Origin of the sequence: Streptomyces sp. NPDC101234 (assembly GCF_044767525.1) — a bacterium.
Taxonomy (GTDB): Bacteria; Actinomycetota; Actinomycetes; order Streptomycetales; family Streptomycetaceae; genus Streptomyces; species Streptomyces sasae.
This window is the reverse complement of record NZ_JBIWOA010000011.1, coordinates 185,211-199,674: the sequence shown is the minus strand read 5'-3', so window position 1 is coordinate 199,674 and position 14,464 is coordinate 185,211. Positions and strand designations below refer to the sequence as shown.

General features: G+C 70.1%; 15 protein-coding genes. 10 read left to right on the top strand and 5 right to left on the bottom strand.

Annotation, left to right across the window (positions count from 1 at the left end; translation table 11 throughout):
* Positions 1–4: 4 nt before the first annotated feature.
* The 3 genes from ACIRR9_RS21775 to ACIRR9_RS21765 form a co-directional block, all read right to left on the bottom strand.
* On the bottom strand, positions 5–232 hold the full coding sequence (locus ACIRR9_RS21775; RefSeq protein ID WP_403754180.1) for a hypothetical protein: 228 nt from the start codon (positions 230–232) through the stop codon (positions 5–7).
* Between the two features lie 216 nt (positions 233–448).
* Positions 449–988 (bottom strand): toxin-antitoxin system, toxin component, encoded by a 540-nt coding sequence (locus ACIRR9_RS21770; RefSeq protein ID WP_403754430.1) that lies wholly within the window; start codon positions 986–988, stop codon positions 449–451.
* Between the two features lie 37 nt (positions 989–1,025).
* Positions 1,026–1,682, bottom strand: coding sequence for a helix-turn-helix domain-containing protein (locus ACIRR9_RS21765; RefSeq protein ID WP_403754177.1), 657 nt, complete (start codon positions 1,680–1,682; stop codon positions 1,026–1,028).
* A gap of 226 nt (positions 1,683–1,908) precedes the next feature.
* On the opposite strand from ACIRR9_RS21765, the gene ACIRR9_RS21760 reads away from it, so the two are divergent.
* Complete coding sequence (locus ACIRR9_RS21760; protein WP_403754174.1) at positions 1,909–2,580, top strand: hypothetical protein; 672 nt, start codon at positions 1,909–1,911, stop codon at positions 2,578–2,580.
* A gap of 52 nt (positions 2,581–2,632) precedes the next feature.
* Here ACIRR9_RS21760 and ACIRR9_RS21755 read toward each other — a convergent pair whose 3' ends face one another.
* Positions 2,633–3,427: a cache domain-containing protein gene (locus ACIRR9_RS21755; protein ID WP_403754171.1), complete on the bottom strand. Its 795-nt coding sequence runs from the start codon at positions 3,425–3,427 to the stop codon at positions 2,633–2,635.
* A gap of 33 nt (positions 3,428–3,460) precedes the next feature.
* Complete coding sequence (locus ACIRR9_RS21750; protein WP_403754168.1) at positions 3,461–4,201, bottom strand: FadR/GntR family transcriptional regulator; 741 nt, start codon at positions 4,199–4,201, stop codon at positions 3,461–3,463.
* A gap of 123 nt (positions 4,202–4,324) precedes the next feature.
* Here ACIRR9_RS21750 and ACIRR9_RS21745 point away from each other — a divergent pair, with 123 nt between their 5' ends.
* The 9 genes from ACIRR9_RS21745 to ACIRR9_RS21705 all read left to right on the top strand — a co-directional run bounded on the left by ACIRR9_RS21745 (position 4,325) and on the right by ACIRR9_RS21705 (position 14,452).
* A complete protein-coding gene (locus ACIRR9_RS21745; RefSeq protein WP_403754165.1) occupies positions 4,325–5,356 on the top strand; it encodes an ABC transporter ATP-binding protein in 1,032 nt (343 codons plus the stop codon).
* A 39-nt stretch (positions 5,357–5,395) separates the two neighbouring features.
* Positions 5,396–6,598: an ABC transporter substrate-binding protein gene (locus ACIRR9_RS21740; protein WP_403754162.1), complete on the top strand. Its 1,203-nt coding sequence runs from the start codon at positions 5,396–5,398 to the stop codon at positions 6,596–6,598.
* Between the two features lie 3 nt (positions 6,599–6,601).
* A complete protein-coding gene (locus ACIRR9_RS21735) occupies positions 6,602–7,465 on the top strand; it encodes an ABC transporter permease (RefSeq protein ID WP_403754159.1) in 864 nt (287 codons plus the stop codon).
* Between the two features lie 18 nt (positions 7,466–7,483).
* Positions 7,484–8,299: an ABC transporter permease gene (locus ACIRR9_RS21730; protein ID WP_403754156.1), complete on the top strand. Its 816-nt coding sequence runs from the start codon at positions 7,484–7,486 to the stop codon at positions 8,297–8,299.
* A gap of 91 nt (positions 8,300–8,390) precedes the next feature.
* Entirely contained in the window at positions 8,391–9,935 is a 1,545-nt protein-coding gene (locus tag ACIRR9_RS21725; protein ID WP_403754153.1) for an amino acid permease, read from the top strand.
* Positions 9,936–10,081: 146 nt separating this feature from the next.
* The gene (locus ACIRR9_RS21720; protein WP_403754150.1) at positions 10,082–11,077 is read left to right on the top strand and encodes a LacI family DNA-binding transcriptional regulator; all 996 of its coding nucleotides are present in this window, start codon (positions 10,082–10,084) and stop codon (positions 11,075–11,077) included.
* A 182-nt stretch (positions 11,078–11,259) separates the two neighbouring features.
* Positions 11,260–12,612 (top strand): ABC transporter substrate-binding protein, encoded by a 1,353-nt coding sequence (locus ACIRR9_RS21715; RefSeq protein WP_403754147.1) that lies wholly within the window; start codon positions 11,260–11,262, stop codon positions 12,610–12,612.
* 5 nt (positions 12,613–12,617) lie between these two features.
* Positions 12,618–13,574 carry a carbohydrate ABC transporter permease gene (locus tag ACIRR9_RS21710; protein ID WP_403754144.1) on the top strand — a complete coding sequence of 319 codons (957 nt, stop codon included), beginning with the start codon at positions 12,618–12,620 and terminating at the stop codon, positions 13,572–13,574.
* A complete protein-coding gene (locus ACIRR9_RS21705) occupies positions 13,571–14,452 on the top strand; it encodes a carbohydrate ABC transporter permease (protein WP_403754141.1) in 882 nt (293 codons plus the stop codon). Before ACIRR9_RS21710 ends, ACIRR9_RS21705 begins: the two co-directional genes overlap by 4 nt.
* Positions 14,453–14,464 lie beyond the last annotated feature (12 nt).

Genomic DNA, 14,464 nt, shown 5'->3' with positions numbered 1-14,464 from the left:
CGGCTCAGACGGGCGGGCACCAGTCGTGCAGCAACCGGAAGAACGCCTCCTCGTTGCCCGCCAGTCCCGCTCGGGTCAGGGCCTCCTCGGCCTCGGCGAACACGGCCGGTGGTACGAGCGGGGGCCGGTCTTCGCCGGGTGGTCCGTCGAAGGCCGCGCGCACCGTGTGCAGCAGCCGCAGATAGGCCTGGACGGCGGTGCGCTCTTGGTCGGTCAGTACAGCGGTGGGCATGGGTCGGCTCTCCCCGTCGGTCGTCGCGGTCACACGCCCGTGCGGCGCGGGCCCACCGCGTGTGCGGTGCGCACCCTCCAGCTTGCCGCGCGCCACTGACAACGCCGTCCGGCCACACCTCGGTTCCCCCGCTCAGCCGACGCGCAACCGCGCCGCGAGCCCCCCTGAGGGAACGTCTCTTCGCTGTTCCGGCAACGGATTCCGGCCCGGCGGGGCTCACTTCCCCGGATAGCCGAGCGATGCCTCGATACGCCCCGCGACGTCGTGCCGCCGTACCGGCCCGCGCAGGGCCGAACCGGCGAGCCAGGTCCGGCACTTGCTGGCCAGCAGCAGCCCGAAGGTCTCCGCGTCCCGCTCCTCGGCCCGGTCGCAGCGGGTGCGGGCGGCGACCCGCAACACGGCCGCCTGGACCGCGGCCTGCTCGCCGCCCGTCCTCTCGGTGAGGAGCCGTGCGGCCACCCCGACCCCCTCGACGTCATGGCCGTGGTGCCCGGCGTGCATGTGCCACAGTTCGTGGCCGAGGATCACCAACTGGTGATCGGGAGCGGTGCGTTCCTCGACGACGACCAGGTCGCTGTCGGCCAGGTCGAGCCAGAGCCCGCTGGCCGTGCCGGGCGGGAAGACGGCCGTGCGGAACAGCACGGGACGGCCGCGGCGGCGGCCCATGGCGTCGCACAGTGCCCGGTACAGCTCCTGCGGCGGGGCGGGCGCGGGCAGGGTCAGCTCCCCGACCAGCTCACCGCTCAGCCGGCGCATGTCCCTGCCGATGCCCACTGTTCTCCCTCAGCTCAGCTCACGACTCGGGCCGCTTGACGCTCTCCAGGAGCATGTCCAGCCATTCGGCGACCTTGTCCCGGTGCTGGTCGGTGGGCAGCTGGGCGGCCCGCCAGGCGATCCCGCGCACCCCGTGGTCCTGCAGCAGCCGCTCCAGGGGGTCCTCGGCGGCCTCGGCCGCGGCCCGCTCCCGGTCGGCCAGCTTCTGCAGCAGCTCCTGCTCGACCCGCTGGAGGGCGCCCGCGAGGGCCTCCGGGTCCTCCGCGGTGAGGAAGCCGGCGTGCACCCGGAAGAACCGCTGGAGGGCGTCGCAGTGCTCCATCGTCGGCCGCCGGTCGCCGTTGAGCAGCGCCCCGGCCTGCTGCCGGGACATGCCCGCGCCGTCGGCGATCTCCTGCTGGGTGTGTTTCCGGCCATTGGGCTTGAGGCGGGTGCGGCGCAGCAGGTCGAGGCGTTGCAGGAAGCGCGCCTGGACGTCCGGCTCGCCCGCGGGCCGGCCGCTCAGCAGGGCCCGCACCACGGACTCGGGGACACCGGAGGCATAGGAGAGCCGCCCGACGTCGAAGACCTCGGCATGCCGTACCCCGAGCCGGCCGGCGAGCGCGGTGACGCGGGCGACGTCGGCCGGCAGCTGGGCGGTCGCCGTGGCGCCCGGATCCTCGTAGCCATCCGTCACCGACAGAACTCCTGTGTCTCTCAGGGGAAGCAGGGACTTCTCACAAGCCGTGAACTCACGGGAGATTAGCCGGTCGTTCGAACTCACATCCAGGTCTCGCCACAACTGTGGCCAATTTCGGCCGTCAACGGGCATGGAATGCCACGATAGTTGACATGACTCCAGGTGGAGCAGCAGGATCACATCGCCGCGAGAAGGCCGCATAGGCAAGAGGGGTGACCTCCCGATGGCATATCAGGCAGGTGGGCGGCGGCCGGCGCCGCGGCCCGTCCCCGAGAGTCCTGAGGTCCAGGCGTATCTCCAGGACTACGCGTTGCTGCTGGACGCGGTCCCCTTCCCGTCCCTGGTCGTGGACCACCGCTGGGACGTCGTGCTGGCCAACGGCGCGTTCGGGACACTTTTCCGCGCGGTCGCCCCGCACCCCACCGCCATGCCGGGGGACAACTTCCTCCGCTTCGTCCTCTTCCACCCGGACGCCGGCTCGGTGCTCGGCGCGCACGAGGCCGGCTGGTGCCTGCCGCTGCTCGCACAGTTCAAGACCACCCTGGAACGGTACGGCCACGACCCCGAACTCCAGTCGATCCGCCGGGAGATCGCCCAGGACCCCATCATGGAGGCCGCCTTCCGGCAGGGGCTGCCGCACTGGCTGCGCGCGGTCGGCGAGGACGGCGCTCAGCTCGACGGTGCCGTCCGCCCGTTGCACCACCCGGACCCGCTGCTGGGCGCCACCGAGTGCCGGGTCGTCAGCGAGACCCCCAAGACCCTTCAGGACCTGGGCTACGCGCGTTACACCCTGGTACTGCGCGCCACCCCCCGGCCCGTGGCCGCCCCCCGCCGCTCCCGCAGGCCCGGCGGCCTGGGCGCCCATCTGACCGTCGTTCCGGCCCCCGGAGCCTGACCCGGCACCGCCGGCGTTCAGGTCGCCGACGGCGCCGGGCCGGACGTCGGCCTCATCCCCGTTCCGGGGCCACGACCAGGACCAGCGGCACGCCCCGGCAGGGCACCAGCCGGGTCCCGTCGAAGACGCCCGGCCGTCCGCTCTCCAGGACGCCGGCGAAGTCCGGCCCCCTGGTCAGGGATCCGGCCAGATGTGCCGGGTCCGCCGACGCCGCCACCCGGCCCCGGGCGTTGACCAGCCGGGCGGGCCCGGGCAGCTCCCGCAGCAGGGGCAGCGCGGCCGCCTCGAAGTGGCGCAGGTACACATCGGCCGCCGCCACGCCCAGAAAGCGCCCGCCCACCTCCACCGGCGCGGACAGGGTGAGGCTGTACTCGTCCGAGCAGAGGTAGTCGACGTACGGCCCGGCCACCGCCCGCCGTCCGGTGTCCCGGGGCAGCGCGAACCAATCCCAGTGCGTGTAGTCCGAGTAGGCCGACGACCGCGGGTCGAGGTCGAGGAGCAGCGGCCGTACGTCTCCCTGGGCGTCGGTCTGCCACCACTCCAGCCAGGCCGGGACATCGGCCAGCAGACCGGGCGCGGCCACGAAGCCGACGCCGGAGACCAGTTCCTGCCGGGTCAGGCGCAGATGGAGCCCGGGGCGCAGTGCGGCGAGATCGGCGGTCACGGGCCGGCGGCCCTCGGCGGCGACCCGGGCCAGTAGCGCGGTCGTGTCGGCACGGGTCTGCGCGACGGCGTCGAACACCGCCTCCAGGGCACGGCCGACCCGCGCGGCGACGTACTCCTCGGTGTCGGCGCCGGCGTCCAGTGTCGTGGTCGGCGGACCGGAGGGGGCGGTGCTGCGGCTCATGCTGCCCTCCAGCGGACGGGGGACCGGGCGCGGCTACAGGGCCAGACGCAGGGCGATGAGCCGTGCCGTCGAGTCCCGTACGCACCGCTCGGCCAGCTCCCTGGCCGATGGGTGCGCCCCATCCTGCACGGCCGAGATTACGGATCGGTGACGGTCCGCCACCTCTTCACGATATTCATCGTCGCCGAGCACAAGGCAGAGCAGCGCTCCGACCTCCGTCTGGAGCGCGACCTGTTCCCGGGTGAGCCGGGCCGACTGCGCCGCGGCGGCCAGCTCCACATGGAAACGGCCGTAGACCCGGCTGCGCGCCGCCGCGTCCGGCGCCTTGCACAGTTCCTCGGTGGTGCGCCTGAGCTGGTCGAGATCGTGGTCCTCGGTGCGCTCGGCCGCGAGGTGGGCGGCGGTGCCGGACAGGGCCGCCCAGTGGTCGCCGAGGTCGCGCAGCTCCTCCGGGCTCCAGCCGCGCAGGCGTTCCCTGAGCCGCTCCGCACCGGGAAGGTCGGGGAGGGAGACGAAACTGCCGCCGCCGCGGCCCCGGCGGGTGACGACCAGGCCCTGCTGGCGCAGTGCCATCAACGCCTCCCGCAGGGTCACCGTGGACACCCCCAGCTGTCCGGCCAGCTCCGTCTCGCCGGGCAGCTGCTCCCCGTCGGCGAGCAGGCCGAGCTCGATGGCGTCGCCGATCCGGCGCACCACGGCGTCCACCCGGGCCCCGCTGTCCACCGGGGCGAAGACGGCCTTTCGGGCGCCGCCGTCCGTCTGCTGCTGTCTCACGGCCCACCACCCTATGCGTTGACCCAAGCTTTACCTCAGAGGGGTCTTGAGCTCTGAACTATGACTTCATATCTTTCCGCTCACCAGGTGCAACGCAAGAGAGCGGCAGAAAGGTTCCCGCCCATGGAGGCCAGCGCGATCCGGTTGCGGGATCTGCGGAAGTCGTTCGGCGACACGACCGCCGTGACCGGAGTCGACCTGGAGATCCGCGACGGCGAGTTCTTCTCGATGCTCGGCCCTTCCGGCTCCGGCAAGACCACCGTCCTGCGGATGATCGCCGGCTTCGAGACCCCCACCTCGGGCGTGATCGAACTCGCCGGACAGGACGTCACCGGCCGCGCCCCCTTCGAACGGGACGTGCACACCGTCTTCCAGGACTACGCCCTGTTCCCGCACATGACCGTCGAGCAGAACGTCGCCTACTCCCTCAAGGTCCGCGGCGTCCCCAAGGCCGAACGCCTGGTCCGCGCCCGCAAAGCGCTCACCGAGGTCCGTCTGGACGGCTACGGCGGCCGCCGCCCGTCCCAGCTCTCCGGCGGCCAGCGCCAGCGCGTCGCCCTGGCCCGCGCCCTCGTCGGACGCCCCCGCGTCCTGCTCCTCGACGAACCCCTCGGCGCCCTCGACCTCAAACTGCGCGAACAGATGCAGATCGAACTCAAGGCCCTGCAGCGCGAGGTGGGCATCACCTTCGTCTTCGTCACCCACGACCAGGAGGAGGCCCTGACGATGAGCGACCGCGTCGCCGTCTTCCACCAGGGCCGCATCGAACAGGTCGGCACCCCCGCCGAGATCTACGAACGCCCCGCCAGCCCGTTCGTCGCCTCCTTCGTCGGCACCTCCAACCTGCTCACCGGCGACACCGCCCGCCGGGTGCTCGGCGAGGACGGCACCCACAGCATCCGGCCCGAGAAGATCCGGGTCCTCCAGGAGACCGCCGACCCGGACGGGGAAGGGCATGCCGACGCCGTAGGCACCGTCGCCGAGGTCGTCTACCTCGGCGACGCCACCCGCTTCCTGGTCGACCTGGACGGCGGCGGCCGGCTCACCGCGCTCCAGCAGAACCTCGACACCTCCGCAGAGGACGTCGCCGCCTACCGCGGCACCCGCGTCCGGCTGCGCTGGCAGCGCCGGCACACCGTCCACGTCCCCGACTGATCCGCCGTCCCTCGCCTCCGGATCCGCCGTCCCTCACGTATGGAGTACGTCGTGCGCCTCAACCGTCCCCTCGCCTCGGCAGCCGTGGCCGCCCTGCTGCTGGCCGCCACCGCCTGCGGCTCCTCCGCCTCCGGCTCCTCGACCGGACTCAACCCGCCCGACCTCAAGCCGCTCGCCAAACTCGGCAAGTCCGAGGGCGAGGTCAACCTGATCGCCTGGGCCGGCTATGTCGAGGACGGCTCCGACGACCCCAAGGTCGACTGGGTCACCGACTTCGAGAAGCAGACCGGCTGCCAGGTCCACTCCAAGGTCGCGGCCAGCTCCGACGAGATGGTCAAACTGATGAAGACCGGCGAGTACGACGCGGTCTCCGCCTCCGGCGACGCCTCCCTGCGCCTGATCGCCTCCGGCGACGCCGCCCCCGTCAACACCAAGCTCGTACCGAACTACAAGGACATCTTCAGCGGCCTGAAGAACGGTGCCTGGAACTCCGTCAAGGGCCAGATGTACGGCATCCCGCACGGCCGCGGCGCCAACCTGCTGATGTACAACACCCAGAAGGTCAGCCCCGCTCCCACCTCCTGGTCCGCAGTCTTCGACGACGCGGCGAAGTACAAGGGCCATGTGACGGCGTACGACTCGCCGATCTACATCGCCGACGCGGCCCTGTACCTCAAGGCCACCAAGCCCGAGCTGAAGATCAAGGACCCCTACGCGCTCGACCAGAAGCAGTTCGACGCGGCCGTCGCCCTGCTGAAGCAGCAGAACGCGGACATCGGCGAGTACTGGAGCGACTACCTCAAGGAGATCTCCGCCTTCAAGAGCGGCGACTCCGTCATCGGCACCAGCTGGCAGGTCATCGCCAACCTCGCCGCCGGCGAGGGTGCCAAGGTCAAGGCCTTCGTGCCCAAGGAGGGTTCGACCGGCTGGTCCGACACCTGGATGGTCTCCGCCAAGGCCAAGCACCCCGACTGCGCCTACCAGTGGCTGAACTGGATCGTCTCCCCGAAGGTCAACGCCGAGGTCGCCGAGTACTTCGGCGAGGCCCCGGCCAACGCCAAGTCCTGCGACCTGACAGCCGACAAGAACTTCTGCACCACCTACCAGGCGGCCGACGAGACCTACTGGAAGAACATCGCCTTCTGGAACACGCCCATCGAGCAGTGCCTGGACGGCCGCACCGACGTCAAGTGCGTGCCGTACGCCAAGTGGGTGCAGGCCTGGACCGAGATCAAGGGCTGAGCCATGACCGTGCTCACCCGGACCGCGGGGGCGCTGCACCGGCGCCCCCGGCTCCGCCTCGCCCTGCTGCTGACCGCCCCGCTGCTGTGGCTGGCCGTGCTCTACCTCGGCTCCCTGGCCGTGCTGTTCGTCTCGGCGTTCTGGACGACGGACTCCTTCACCTCGGAAGTCGTCAAGGTCTGGTCGACCGACAACTTCCACGAGCTGTTCACCACACCGGTGTTCCGGCAGGTCATCCTGCGCAGCGTCGGCGTCGCCCTCGCGGTGACCGTCCTGTGCGCGGTGATCGCCTTCCCGGTCGCCTTCTACACGGCGAGGGTGGCCAGGCCGAGCCGGCGCCCGCTCCTCGTGGTCGCCATCCTCACCCCGCTGTGGGCGAGTTACCTGGTCAAGGTGTACGCATGGCGACTGATCCTCTCCGAGGGCGGCCTCGCCGACTGGATGCTGAAGCCGTTCGGGCTCAGCGGACCCGGCTTCGGGCTGCCGGCCACCGTGCTCACGCTGACGTACCTGTGGCTGCCGTACATGATCCTGCCGATCCACACCGCGCTGGAGCAGTTGCCGGACAACCTGCTCGACGCGTCGGCGGACCTGGGCGCCCGCGCCTGGCGGACCTTCCGGTCCGTGGTCCTGCCGATGGTGCTGCCGTCGGTGGCCGCCGGATCGGTGTTCACCTTCTCGCTCAGCCTCGGCGACTACATCACCGTGCAGATCGTCGGCGGCAAGTCCCAGCTCATCGGCAACCTCGTCTACGCCAACATCGAACTCAACCTGCCCATGGCCGCCGCGCTCGCCACCGTCCCGGTCGTCGTCATCGTGCTGTACCTGCTGGCGATGCGGCGCACGGGGGCGCTGAGCAGCCTCTGACGACGGGTGCTAAGTCACATGCCACTCTCCCGGTCCGCCCGTATCGCCCTCCGCGTCGCCGCAGCCCTCGGCTTCGCCGTCATCTACGTGCCGTTGCTGCTGGTCCTCGCCAACTCCCTCAACCCCGACCGCAGCGCGAGCTGGCCGCCGCCCGGCCTGACCACCCGCTGGTGGTCGGTCGCCTGGCACAGCTCCGGTGCCCGCGACGCGCTGTGGACCTCGGTCAAGGCCGGGCTCGGCGCCACCGCGATCGCACTGGTGCTGGGCACGCTGGCCGCCTTCGCCGTCGCCCGGTACCGCTTCTTCGGCCGTGACGCCCTCTCCTTCGTGGTCGTACTGCCGATCGCGCTGCCCGGCATCGTCACCGGCATCGCCCTCAACTCGGCGTTCAGCACGGTCCTGCAGCCGCTCGGTGTCGGACTCGGCCTGTTCACCGTGGTCGTCGGACACGCCACCTTCTGTGTCGTGATCGTCTTCAACAACGTCGTCGCCCGGCTGCGCCGCACCTCCGGCACCTACGAGGAGGCGGCCGCCGACCTCGGCGCCGACACCTTCCGCGCCTTCGTCGACGTCACCTTCCCGCTGGTGCGCTCGGCGCTGCTCGCGGGCGCGCTGCTCGCCTTCGCGCTCTCCTTCGACGAGATCGTGGTGACGACGTTCACCGCGGGACCGGGGGTGCAGACCCTGCCCCTGTGGATCTTCGACAACATGACCCGGCCCCAACAGGCGCCGGTGGTGAACGTGGTGGCGGCGGTCCTGGTCCTGCTGTCCGTCGTTCCGATCTACGTCGCCCAACGCCTGTCCGCGGACACGGCGACCGCAAGCCGGGTCTGACCGGGGCGACCTGAGAAGCCACGTCCTGACGAACACCCAAGCCGGATATCGGGGCACCTCCCGAACCCGAACCACCCGAAGGAGTCCCCGCATGTCGACAAGCCCTCCACCCACCGCCGTGGAACCCGTGGAACCCGTCAGGCAGGACGCGGCGGATGCCGCGCAACTGGCCGCTCTCGGCTACCGGCAGCAGCTGACGCGCGCGCTCGGCCTGTGGCAGAACTTCTCGGTCGGCTTCACCTACCTCTCTCCTCTCGTCGGTGTGTACTCGCTGTTCGGCTACGGCCTGGCCACCGGCGGCCCGGTGTTCTTCTGGTCGATCCCGATCGTCCTGATCGGCCAGGGGCTGGTCATGCTGACCTTCGCCGAGGCCTCGTCGCAGTACCCGATCGCCGGCGGCATCTACCAGTGGACCAAGCGGCTCGTCGGCCCGCGGTACGCCTGGCTGTCCGGCTGGATGTACACCTGGGCGCTGCTGATCACCATCACCTCGGTCGCCTTCCCGATCGCGGGGTACGCCGGACCGCTCCTCGGCTACCCGGTGAACCACGCCACGACGGTCCTGACCGCGGTGGTCGTCATCGTGCTCTGCGGCGCCGTCAACCTGGCCGGGGTCAGACGGCTGGCGTTCGCCGCCACCGCCGGTGTGGTCGCCGAGGTCGTCGGCACCGTCGTCCTCGGTCTGTACCTGCTGTTCTTCCACCGCCACCAGGGCATCTCCGTCATCGGCCACAACCTCGGGGCCGGCGGCTCCGGCGGCCAGGTCGGCGCCTTCCTGGCCGCGACGCTGTTCAGCGTGTGGATCTTCTTCGGATTCGAGGCCTGCGGCGACATCGCCGAAGAGGTCAAGGACCCGTCCAGGAAGATCCCCCGGGCGATGAGCATGACCCTCGCCGTGGGCGGCCTGGCCACCGTCATCCTGACCCTCGGTCTGCTGCTGGCCGTCCCCGACATGGGCGCCGTGCTCAGCGGCAAGGACACCAACCCGATCGGCACGATCCTCGACGCCTCGCTCGGCACCGTGGGCGCCAAGTTCGCCCTCGCCCTGATCGTGCTCGGCTTCATCTCCTGTGTCCTCGCCATCCAGGCGGCCGCGACCCGCCTGGTCTACTCCTTCGCCCGGGACGGCGTCATCGCCGGCTCGCGTGCGTTCTCCACGATCCACCCCAAGTTCCACATGCCGCCCGGCGCGATCGCGGTCGCCACCGTCGTCCCGGCCGGAATCACCCTGCTGCCCTCCGCGTCCGTGGCCCGCATCATCACCTTCGCCGTCGTCGGCATCTACCTGGGCTTCCAGAGCGTCGTGCTCGCGTCCGCGATCGCCCGGGCCCGCGGCTGGCAGCCGTCGGGAGCCTTCCGGCTGGGCCGCTGGGGCTGGGCGGTCAACCTGCTGGGCCTGGTCTACGGCGTGACCGCGATCATCGTGCTCAGCATCAAGACACCGGCCAGCGGCACGGGATTCTTCGACCGCTGGCTCGTCCCCATCTCGGTCGGCATCGTCCTCGGAGCGGGAATTCTCTACCTGCTCATCGCGCGCCCCCGTGAGCACATCCGCGACGACGCCCGCGTACCCGCACAGGCGGCGGAGCCGGTTGCCACGGGCACCGAGCCCACCGAGCCCACCGAGTCCGCGTAACGACAGCCCCGGCCCGCCGCCCTCGACGGTGACCGGCGCGGCCGGCAGCCCTCCTCGCTGCCGGCCGCTCGGCGTGTGCCGTTGCGGCACCATGAGTCCACCGGTTTACGCAAAGGGCTTGCGTTACTTGCGCTAGTCTTGCGGCCATGACGCGACGACTTGCGGAAGTGGCCAAGAAGGTCGGGGTCAGCGAGGCCACGGTCAGCCGGGTGCTCAACGGCAAACCCGGGGTCTCCGAGGCCACCCGGCAGGCGGTGCTCTCCGCCCTGGACGTCCTCGGCTACGAGCGGCCCACCCAGCTGCGCGGTGAGCGCGCCCGGCTCGTCGGTCTGGTCCTGCCCGAGCTGCAGAACCCCATCTTCCCGGCGTTCGCCGAGGTCATCGGCGGCGCGCTGGCCCAGCTCGGGCTCACCCCGGTGCTGTGCACACAGACCAAGGGCGGGGTCTCCGAGGCGGACTATGTGGACCTGCTGCTGCAACAGCAGGTCTCCGGCGTGGTCTTCGCCGGCGGGCTGTACGCCCAGGCCGACGCGCCGCACGACCACTACCGGCTGCTCGCCGACCGCAACATCCCGGTGGTGCTGGTCAACGCGGCCATCGAGCACCTCGGCTTCCCCGGCGTCTCCTGCGACGACGCGGTGGCGGTGGAGCAGGCCTGGCGGCACCTCGCCTCCCTCGGCCACGAGCGGATCGGTCTCGTCCTCGGCCCCGCCGACCACATGCCGTCGGCCCGCAAGCTGGCCGCCGCGCGCACCATGGGCGACCTTCCGGACGCGCACGTCGCCCGGGCCATGTTCTCGATCGAGGGCGGTCACGCGGCCGCCACCCGGCTCATCGACCGGGGCGTCACCGGCATCATCTGCGCCAGCGATCCGCTTGCGCTCGGGGCGATCAGGGCGGCCCGCCGCAAGGGCCTGGACGTCCCGTCGCGGGTGTCGGTCGTCGGCTACGACGACTCCGCGTTCATGAACTGCACCGAACCCCCGCTGACCACCGTCCGCCAGCCCATCGAGGCCATGGGCAGGGCGGCCGTGGAACTGCTGAACGCGCAGATCAACGGCAGCGCCGTGGCTCGCGACGAGCTGCTCTTCGAACCCGAACTGGTGGTCCGCGGCTCCACCGCGCAAGCACCCCGCGACTGAGAAGCAAGGAGAGACAAGGACAGACATGGAGATCCACGGAGGCATTCAAGAGATCCGGCTGCCTGTCGAATAATTACAGATTCTGCGCGACATCTTGCGGACGCATGTCGCCGGTGCTTGAGTGTGCGACGCCCACCGGTCCCGGTGCGGCGCCCAACGCTCCTGTTCTGGGGGGTCCACCGATGTCCAGCACCGGGTTCCGTCGTGCTCTCGTCGCGATCGGCGTCTGCTCGTCCCTAGCGCTCTCCGCCTCGGCCTGCGGGTCGGGTGACGACGACGCGGGGAGCGGCAAGACGAAGATCACCGTCAACTGCGAGCCGCCGAAGAGCGCCAAGGTCGACCGGTCGTTCTTCGAACAGGACATCGCCGCCTTCGAGAAGAAGAGCCCGGACATCGACGTCGTCGCGCACGACGCGTTCCCCTGCCAGGACCCGAAGACCTTCGACGCCAAGCTCGCCGGCGGCCAGATGGAGGACGTCTTCTACACGTACTTCACCGACGCCAAGCACGTCGTGAACATCAACCAGGCCGCCGATCTCACGCCGTACCTCAAGGATCTGAAGAGCTACGACACCATCCAGAAGCAGCTGCGCGACATCTACACCGTCGACGGCAAGGTCTACGGCATCCCGCGCACCGGCTACTCGATGGGCCTGATCTACAACCGCAAGCTCTTCCAGCAGGCCGGCCTCGACCCCGACCAGCCCCCGACGACCTGGGACGAGGTCCGCGCCGACGCCAAGAAGATCGCCGCACTCGGCAACGGCACCGTCGGATACGCCGACTACAGCGCCCAGAACCAGGGCGGCTGGCACTTCACCGCCGAGCTGTACTCGCAGGGCGGCGACGTGGTGTCGGCCGACGGCAGGACGGCGACCGTGGACACCCCCGAGGGGCACGCCGTCCTGCAGAACCTGCACGACATGCGCTGGACCGACAACTCGATGGGCAGCAAGCAACTGCTGATCATCAACGACGTGCAGCAGATGATGGGTTCGGGCAAGCTCGGCATGTACCTCTCCGCCCCGGACAACATCCCGATCCTGGTCAAGGAGAAGGGCGGCAACTACGACGACCTCGCCCTCGGCCCGATGCCCGGCGGCAAGGCCACGCTCATCGGCGGCGACGGCTACATGTTCAACAAGAAGGACACCCCCGCCCAGATCCGGGCCGGCCTCAAGTGGCTGGACTCCATGTTCCTTACTCCGGGCGACGGCTTCCTCGGCGACTACGCCCGCGCCAAGAAGAACAACGCCCCGGTCGGCCTGCCCGAGCCGCGGCTGTTCACCGGCGCCGCCGACGCCAAGGACCAGCAGGTCAAGAAGGCCAACGCCAACGTCCCGGTGAAGAACTACCAGGCGTTCCTGGACGGCAACCAGTCCCTGCAGATGAAGATCGAGCCGCCGGACGCCCAGCAGATCTACTCCGTCCTCGACGGCACCGTCTCCGCCGTCCTCACCAAGAAGGACGCCGACATCGACCAGCTCCTCAAGGACGCCAAGGAAAAGATCGACGGCATCCTGGCCCGGGGCTGACCACCATGACCAAGACGGCCGAGCGTCGACCTTCCCCCGCGGCGGTCGGCGCCCGACAGGCCCCGGCGCCGCCCCCGGCAGGGGACCGGGGGCGGCGCCGGCTGCTCGACCAGGCCCGTGCCTACGGCTTCCTGCTCGGCGGACTGATCTGCTTCGCCCTGTTCTCCTGGTACCCGGCGATCCGCGCGGTCGTGATCGCCTTCCAGAAGTACACGCCCGGCTCGTCCCCCGAATGGGTCGGCACCGCCAACTTCACCCGGGTCCTGCACGACCCCGAGTTCTCGGCGGCCTGGCGCAACACCCTCACCTTCACACTGCTGGCCCTGCTGATCGGCTTCGCGATCCCCTTCGTCCTCGCCCTGGTCCTCAACGAACTGCGGCACGCGAAGGCGTTCTTCCGGGTCGTGGTCTATCTGCCGGTGATGATCCCGCCGGTGGTCAGCGCCCTGCTGTGGAAGTGGTTCTACGACCCCGGGGCCGGCCTCGCCAACGAGACCCTGCGCTTCCTGCACCTGCCCACCTCGAACTGGTCCAACGGCGCCGACACCGCGCTCATCTCCCTGGTGATCGTAGCCACTTGGGCCAACATGGGCGGCACCGTCCTGATCTACCTGGCCGCCCTCCAGTCGATCCCGGGCGAGCTGTACGAGGCCGCCGAACTCGACGGAGCCAATCTCCTGCAGCGCATCCGGCATGTGACGATCCCTCAGACCAGATTCGTCATCCTCATGCTGATGCTCCTTCAGATCATCGCCACCATGCAGGTGTTCACCGAGCCGTTCGTGATCACAGGAGGCGGTCCGGAGAACGCCACGGTCACCGTGCTCTACCTCATCTACAAGTACGCCTTCCTCTACAACGACTTCGGCGGTGCCTGCGCGCTCAGCGTGATGCTCCTGGTGCTGCTCGGCATCTTCTCCGCCGGTTACCTGCGGCTGACCCGATCCGGGGAGGACGGATGAGCAGCGCCACCCGCACCCTGATCTCCCCTGCGGCGCTGGCCCGCCCGCGCGGCAAGGCGGTCTACTGGACCGTCTTCACCGGAGTCGTCGTCCTCTTCGCGCTCGCCTTCCTGTTCCCGGTGTACTGGATGGTGACCGGCGCGATGAAGTCCCCGGACGAGGTCGCCCAGACCCCGCCCACCCTGATCCCGAAGCACCTGCACATCTCCGGGTACACCGACGCCTGGGACCTGATGCAGCTCCCGCAGCACCTGTGGAACACGGTGGTGCAGGCCGCCGGCGCCTGGGCCTTCCAGCTGGTGTTCTGCACGGCCGCCGCCTACGCCCTGTCGAAGCTGAGACCGGCCTTCGGCAAGGTGATCCTCGGCGGCATCCTGGCCACCCTGATGGTCCCGGCCCAGGCCCTGGTCGTCCCCAAGTACCTGACCGCCGCCGACCTGCCCTTCATCCACACCAGCCTGCTCAACGACCCGCTCGGCATCTGGCTGCCGGCCGTCGCCAACGCCTTCAACCTGTACCTGTTGAAGCGGTTCTTCGACCAGCTGCCGCAGGACGTCCTGGAGGCCGCGGAGATCGACGGCGCCGGAAAGCTGCGCATCCTGTGGTCGGTCGTCCTGCCCATGTCGCGGCCGGTGCTCGGGGTCGTCTCGATCTTCGCCCTGGTCGCGGTCTGGCAGGACTTCCTGTGGCCGCTGATGGTCTTCTCCGACACCGACAAGCAGCCCATCAGCGTGGCCCTGGTCCAGCTGTCGCAGAACATCCAGCTCACCGTGCTCATCGCCGCGATGGTGATCGCCAGCATCCCGATGGTCGCGCTGTTCCTCGTCTTCCAGCGGCACATCATCGCCGGGATCAGCGCGGGCAGCACCAAGGGCTGACGCCCTTCCTTC

Excerpts from the sequence above, each read along its gene's own strand:
- ACIRR9_RS21775 (WP_403754180.1), bottom strand. The coding sequence starts at position 232 with ATGCCCACCGCTGTACTGACCGACCAAGAGCGCACCGCCGTCCAGGCC.
- ACIRR9_RS21770 (WP_403754430.1), bottom strand. The coding sequence starts at position 988 with ATGCGCCGGCTGAGCGGTGAGCTGGTCGGGGAGCTGACCCTGCCCGCG.
- ACIRR9_RS21760 (WP_403754174.1), top strand. The coding sequence starts at position 1,909 with ATGGCATATCAGGCAGGTGGGCGGCGGCCGGCGCCGCGGCCCGTCCCC.
- ACIRR9_RS21755 (WP_403754171.1), bottom strand. The coding sequence starts at position 3,427 with ATGAGCCGCAGCACCGCCCCCTCCGGTCCGCCGACCACGACACTGGAC.
- ACIRR9_RS21745 (WP_403754165.1), top strand. The coding sequence starts at position 4,325 with ATGGAGGCCAGCGCGATCCGGTTGCGGGATCTGCGGAAGTCGTTCGGC.
- ACIRR9_RS21740 (WP_403754162.1), top strand. The coding sequence starts at position 5,396 with ATGGAGTACGTCGTGCGCCTCAACCGTCCCCTCGCCTCGGCAGCCGTG.
- ACIRR9_RS21735 (WP_403754159.1), top strand. The coding sequence starts at position 6,602 with ATGACCGTGCTCACCCGGACCGCGGGGGCGCTGCACCGGCGCCCCCGG.
- ACIRR9_RS21730 (WP_403754156.1), top strand. The coding sequence starts at position 7,484 with ATGCCACTCTCCCGGTCCGCCCGTATCGCCCTCCGCGTCGCCGCAGCC.
- ACIRR9_RS21725 (WP_403754153.1), top strand. The coding sequence starts at position 8,391 with ATGTCGACAAGCCCTCCACCCACCGCCGTGGAACCCGTGGAACCCGTC.
- ACIRR9_RS21720 (WP_403754150.1), top strand. The coding sequence starts at position 10,082 with ATGACGCGACGACTTGCGGAAGTGGCCAAGAAGGTCGGGGTCAGCGAG.
- ACIRR9_RS21715 (WP_403754147.1), top strand. The coding sequence starts at position 11,260 with ATGTCCAGCACCGGGTTCCGTCGTGCTCTCGTCGCGATCGGCGTCTGC.
- ACIRR9_RS21710 (WP_403754144.1), top strand. The coding sequence starts at position 12,618 with ATGACCAAGACGGCCGAGCGTCGACCTTCCCCCGCGGCGGTCGGCGCC.
- ACIRR9_RS21705 (WP_403754141.1), top strand. The coding sequence starts at position 13,571 with ATGAGCAGCGCCACCCGCACCCTGATCTCCCCTGCGGCGCTGGCCCGC.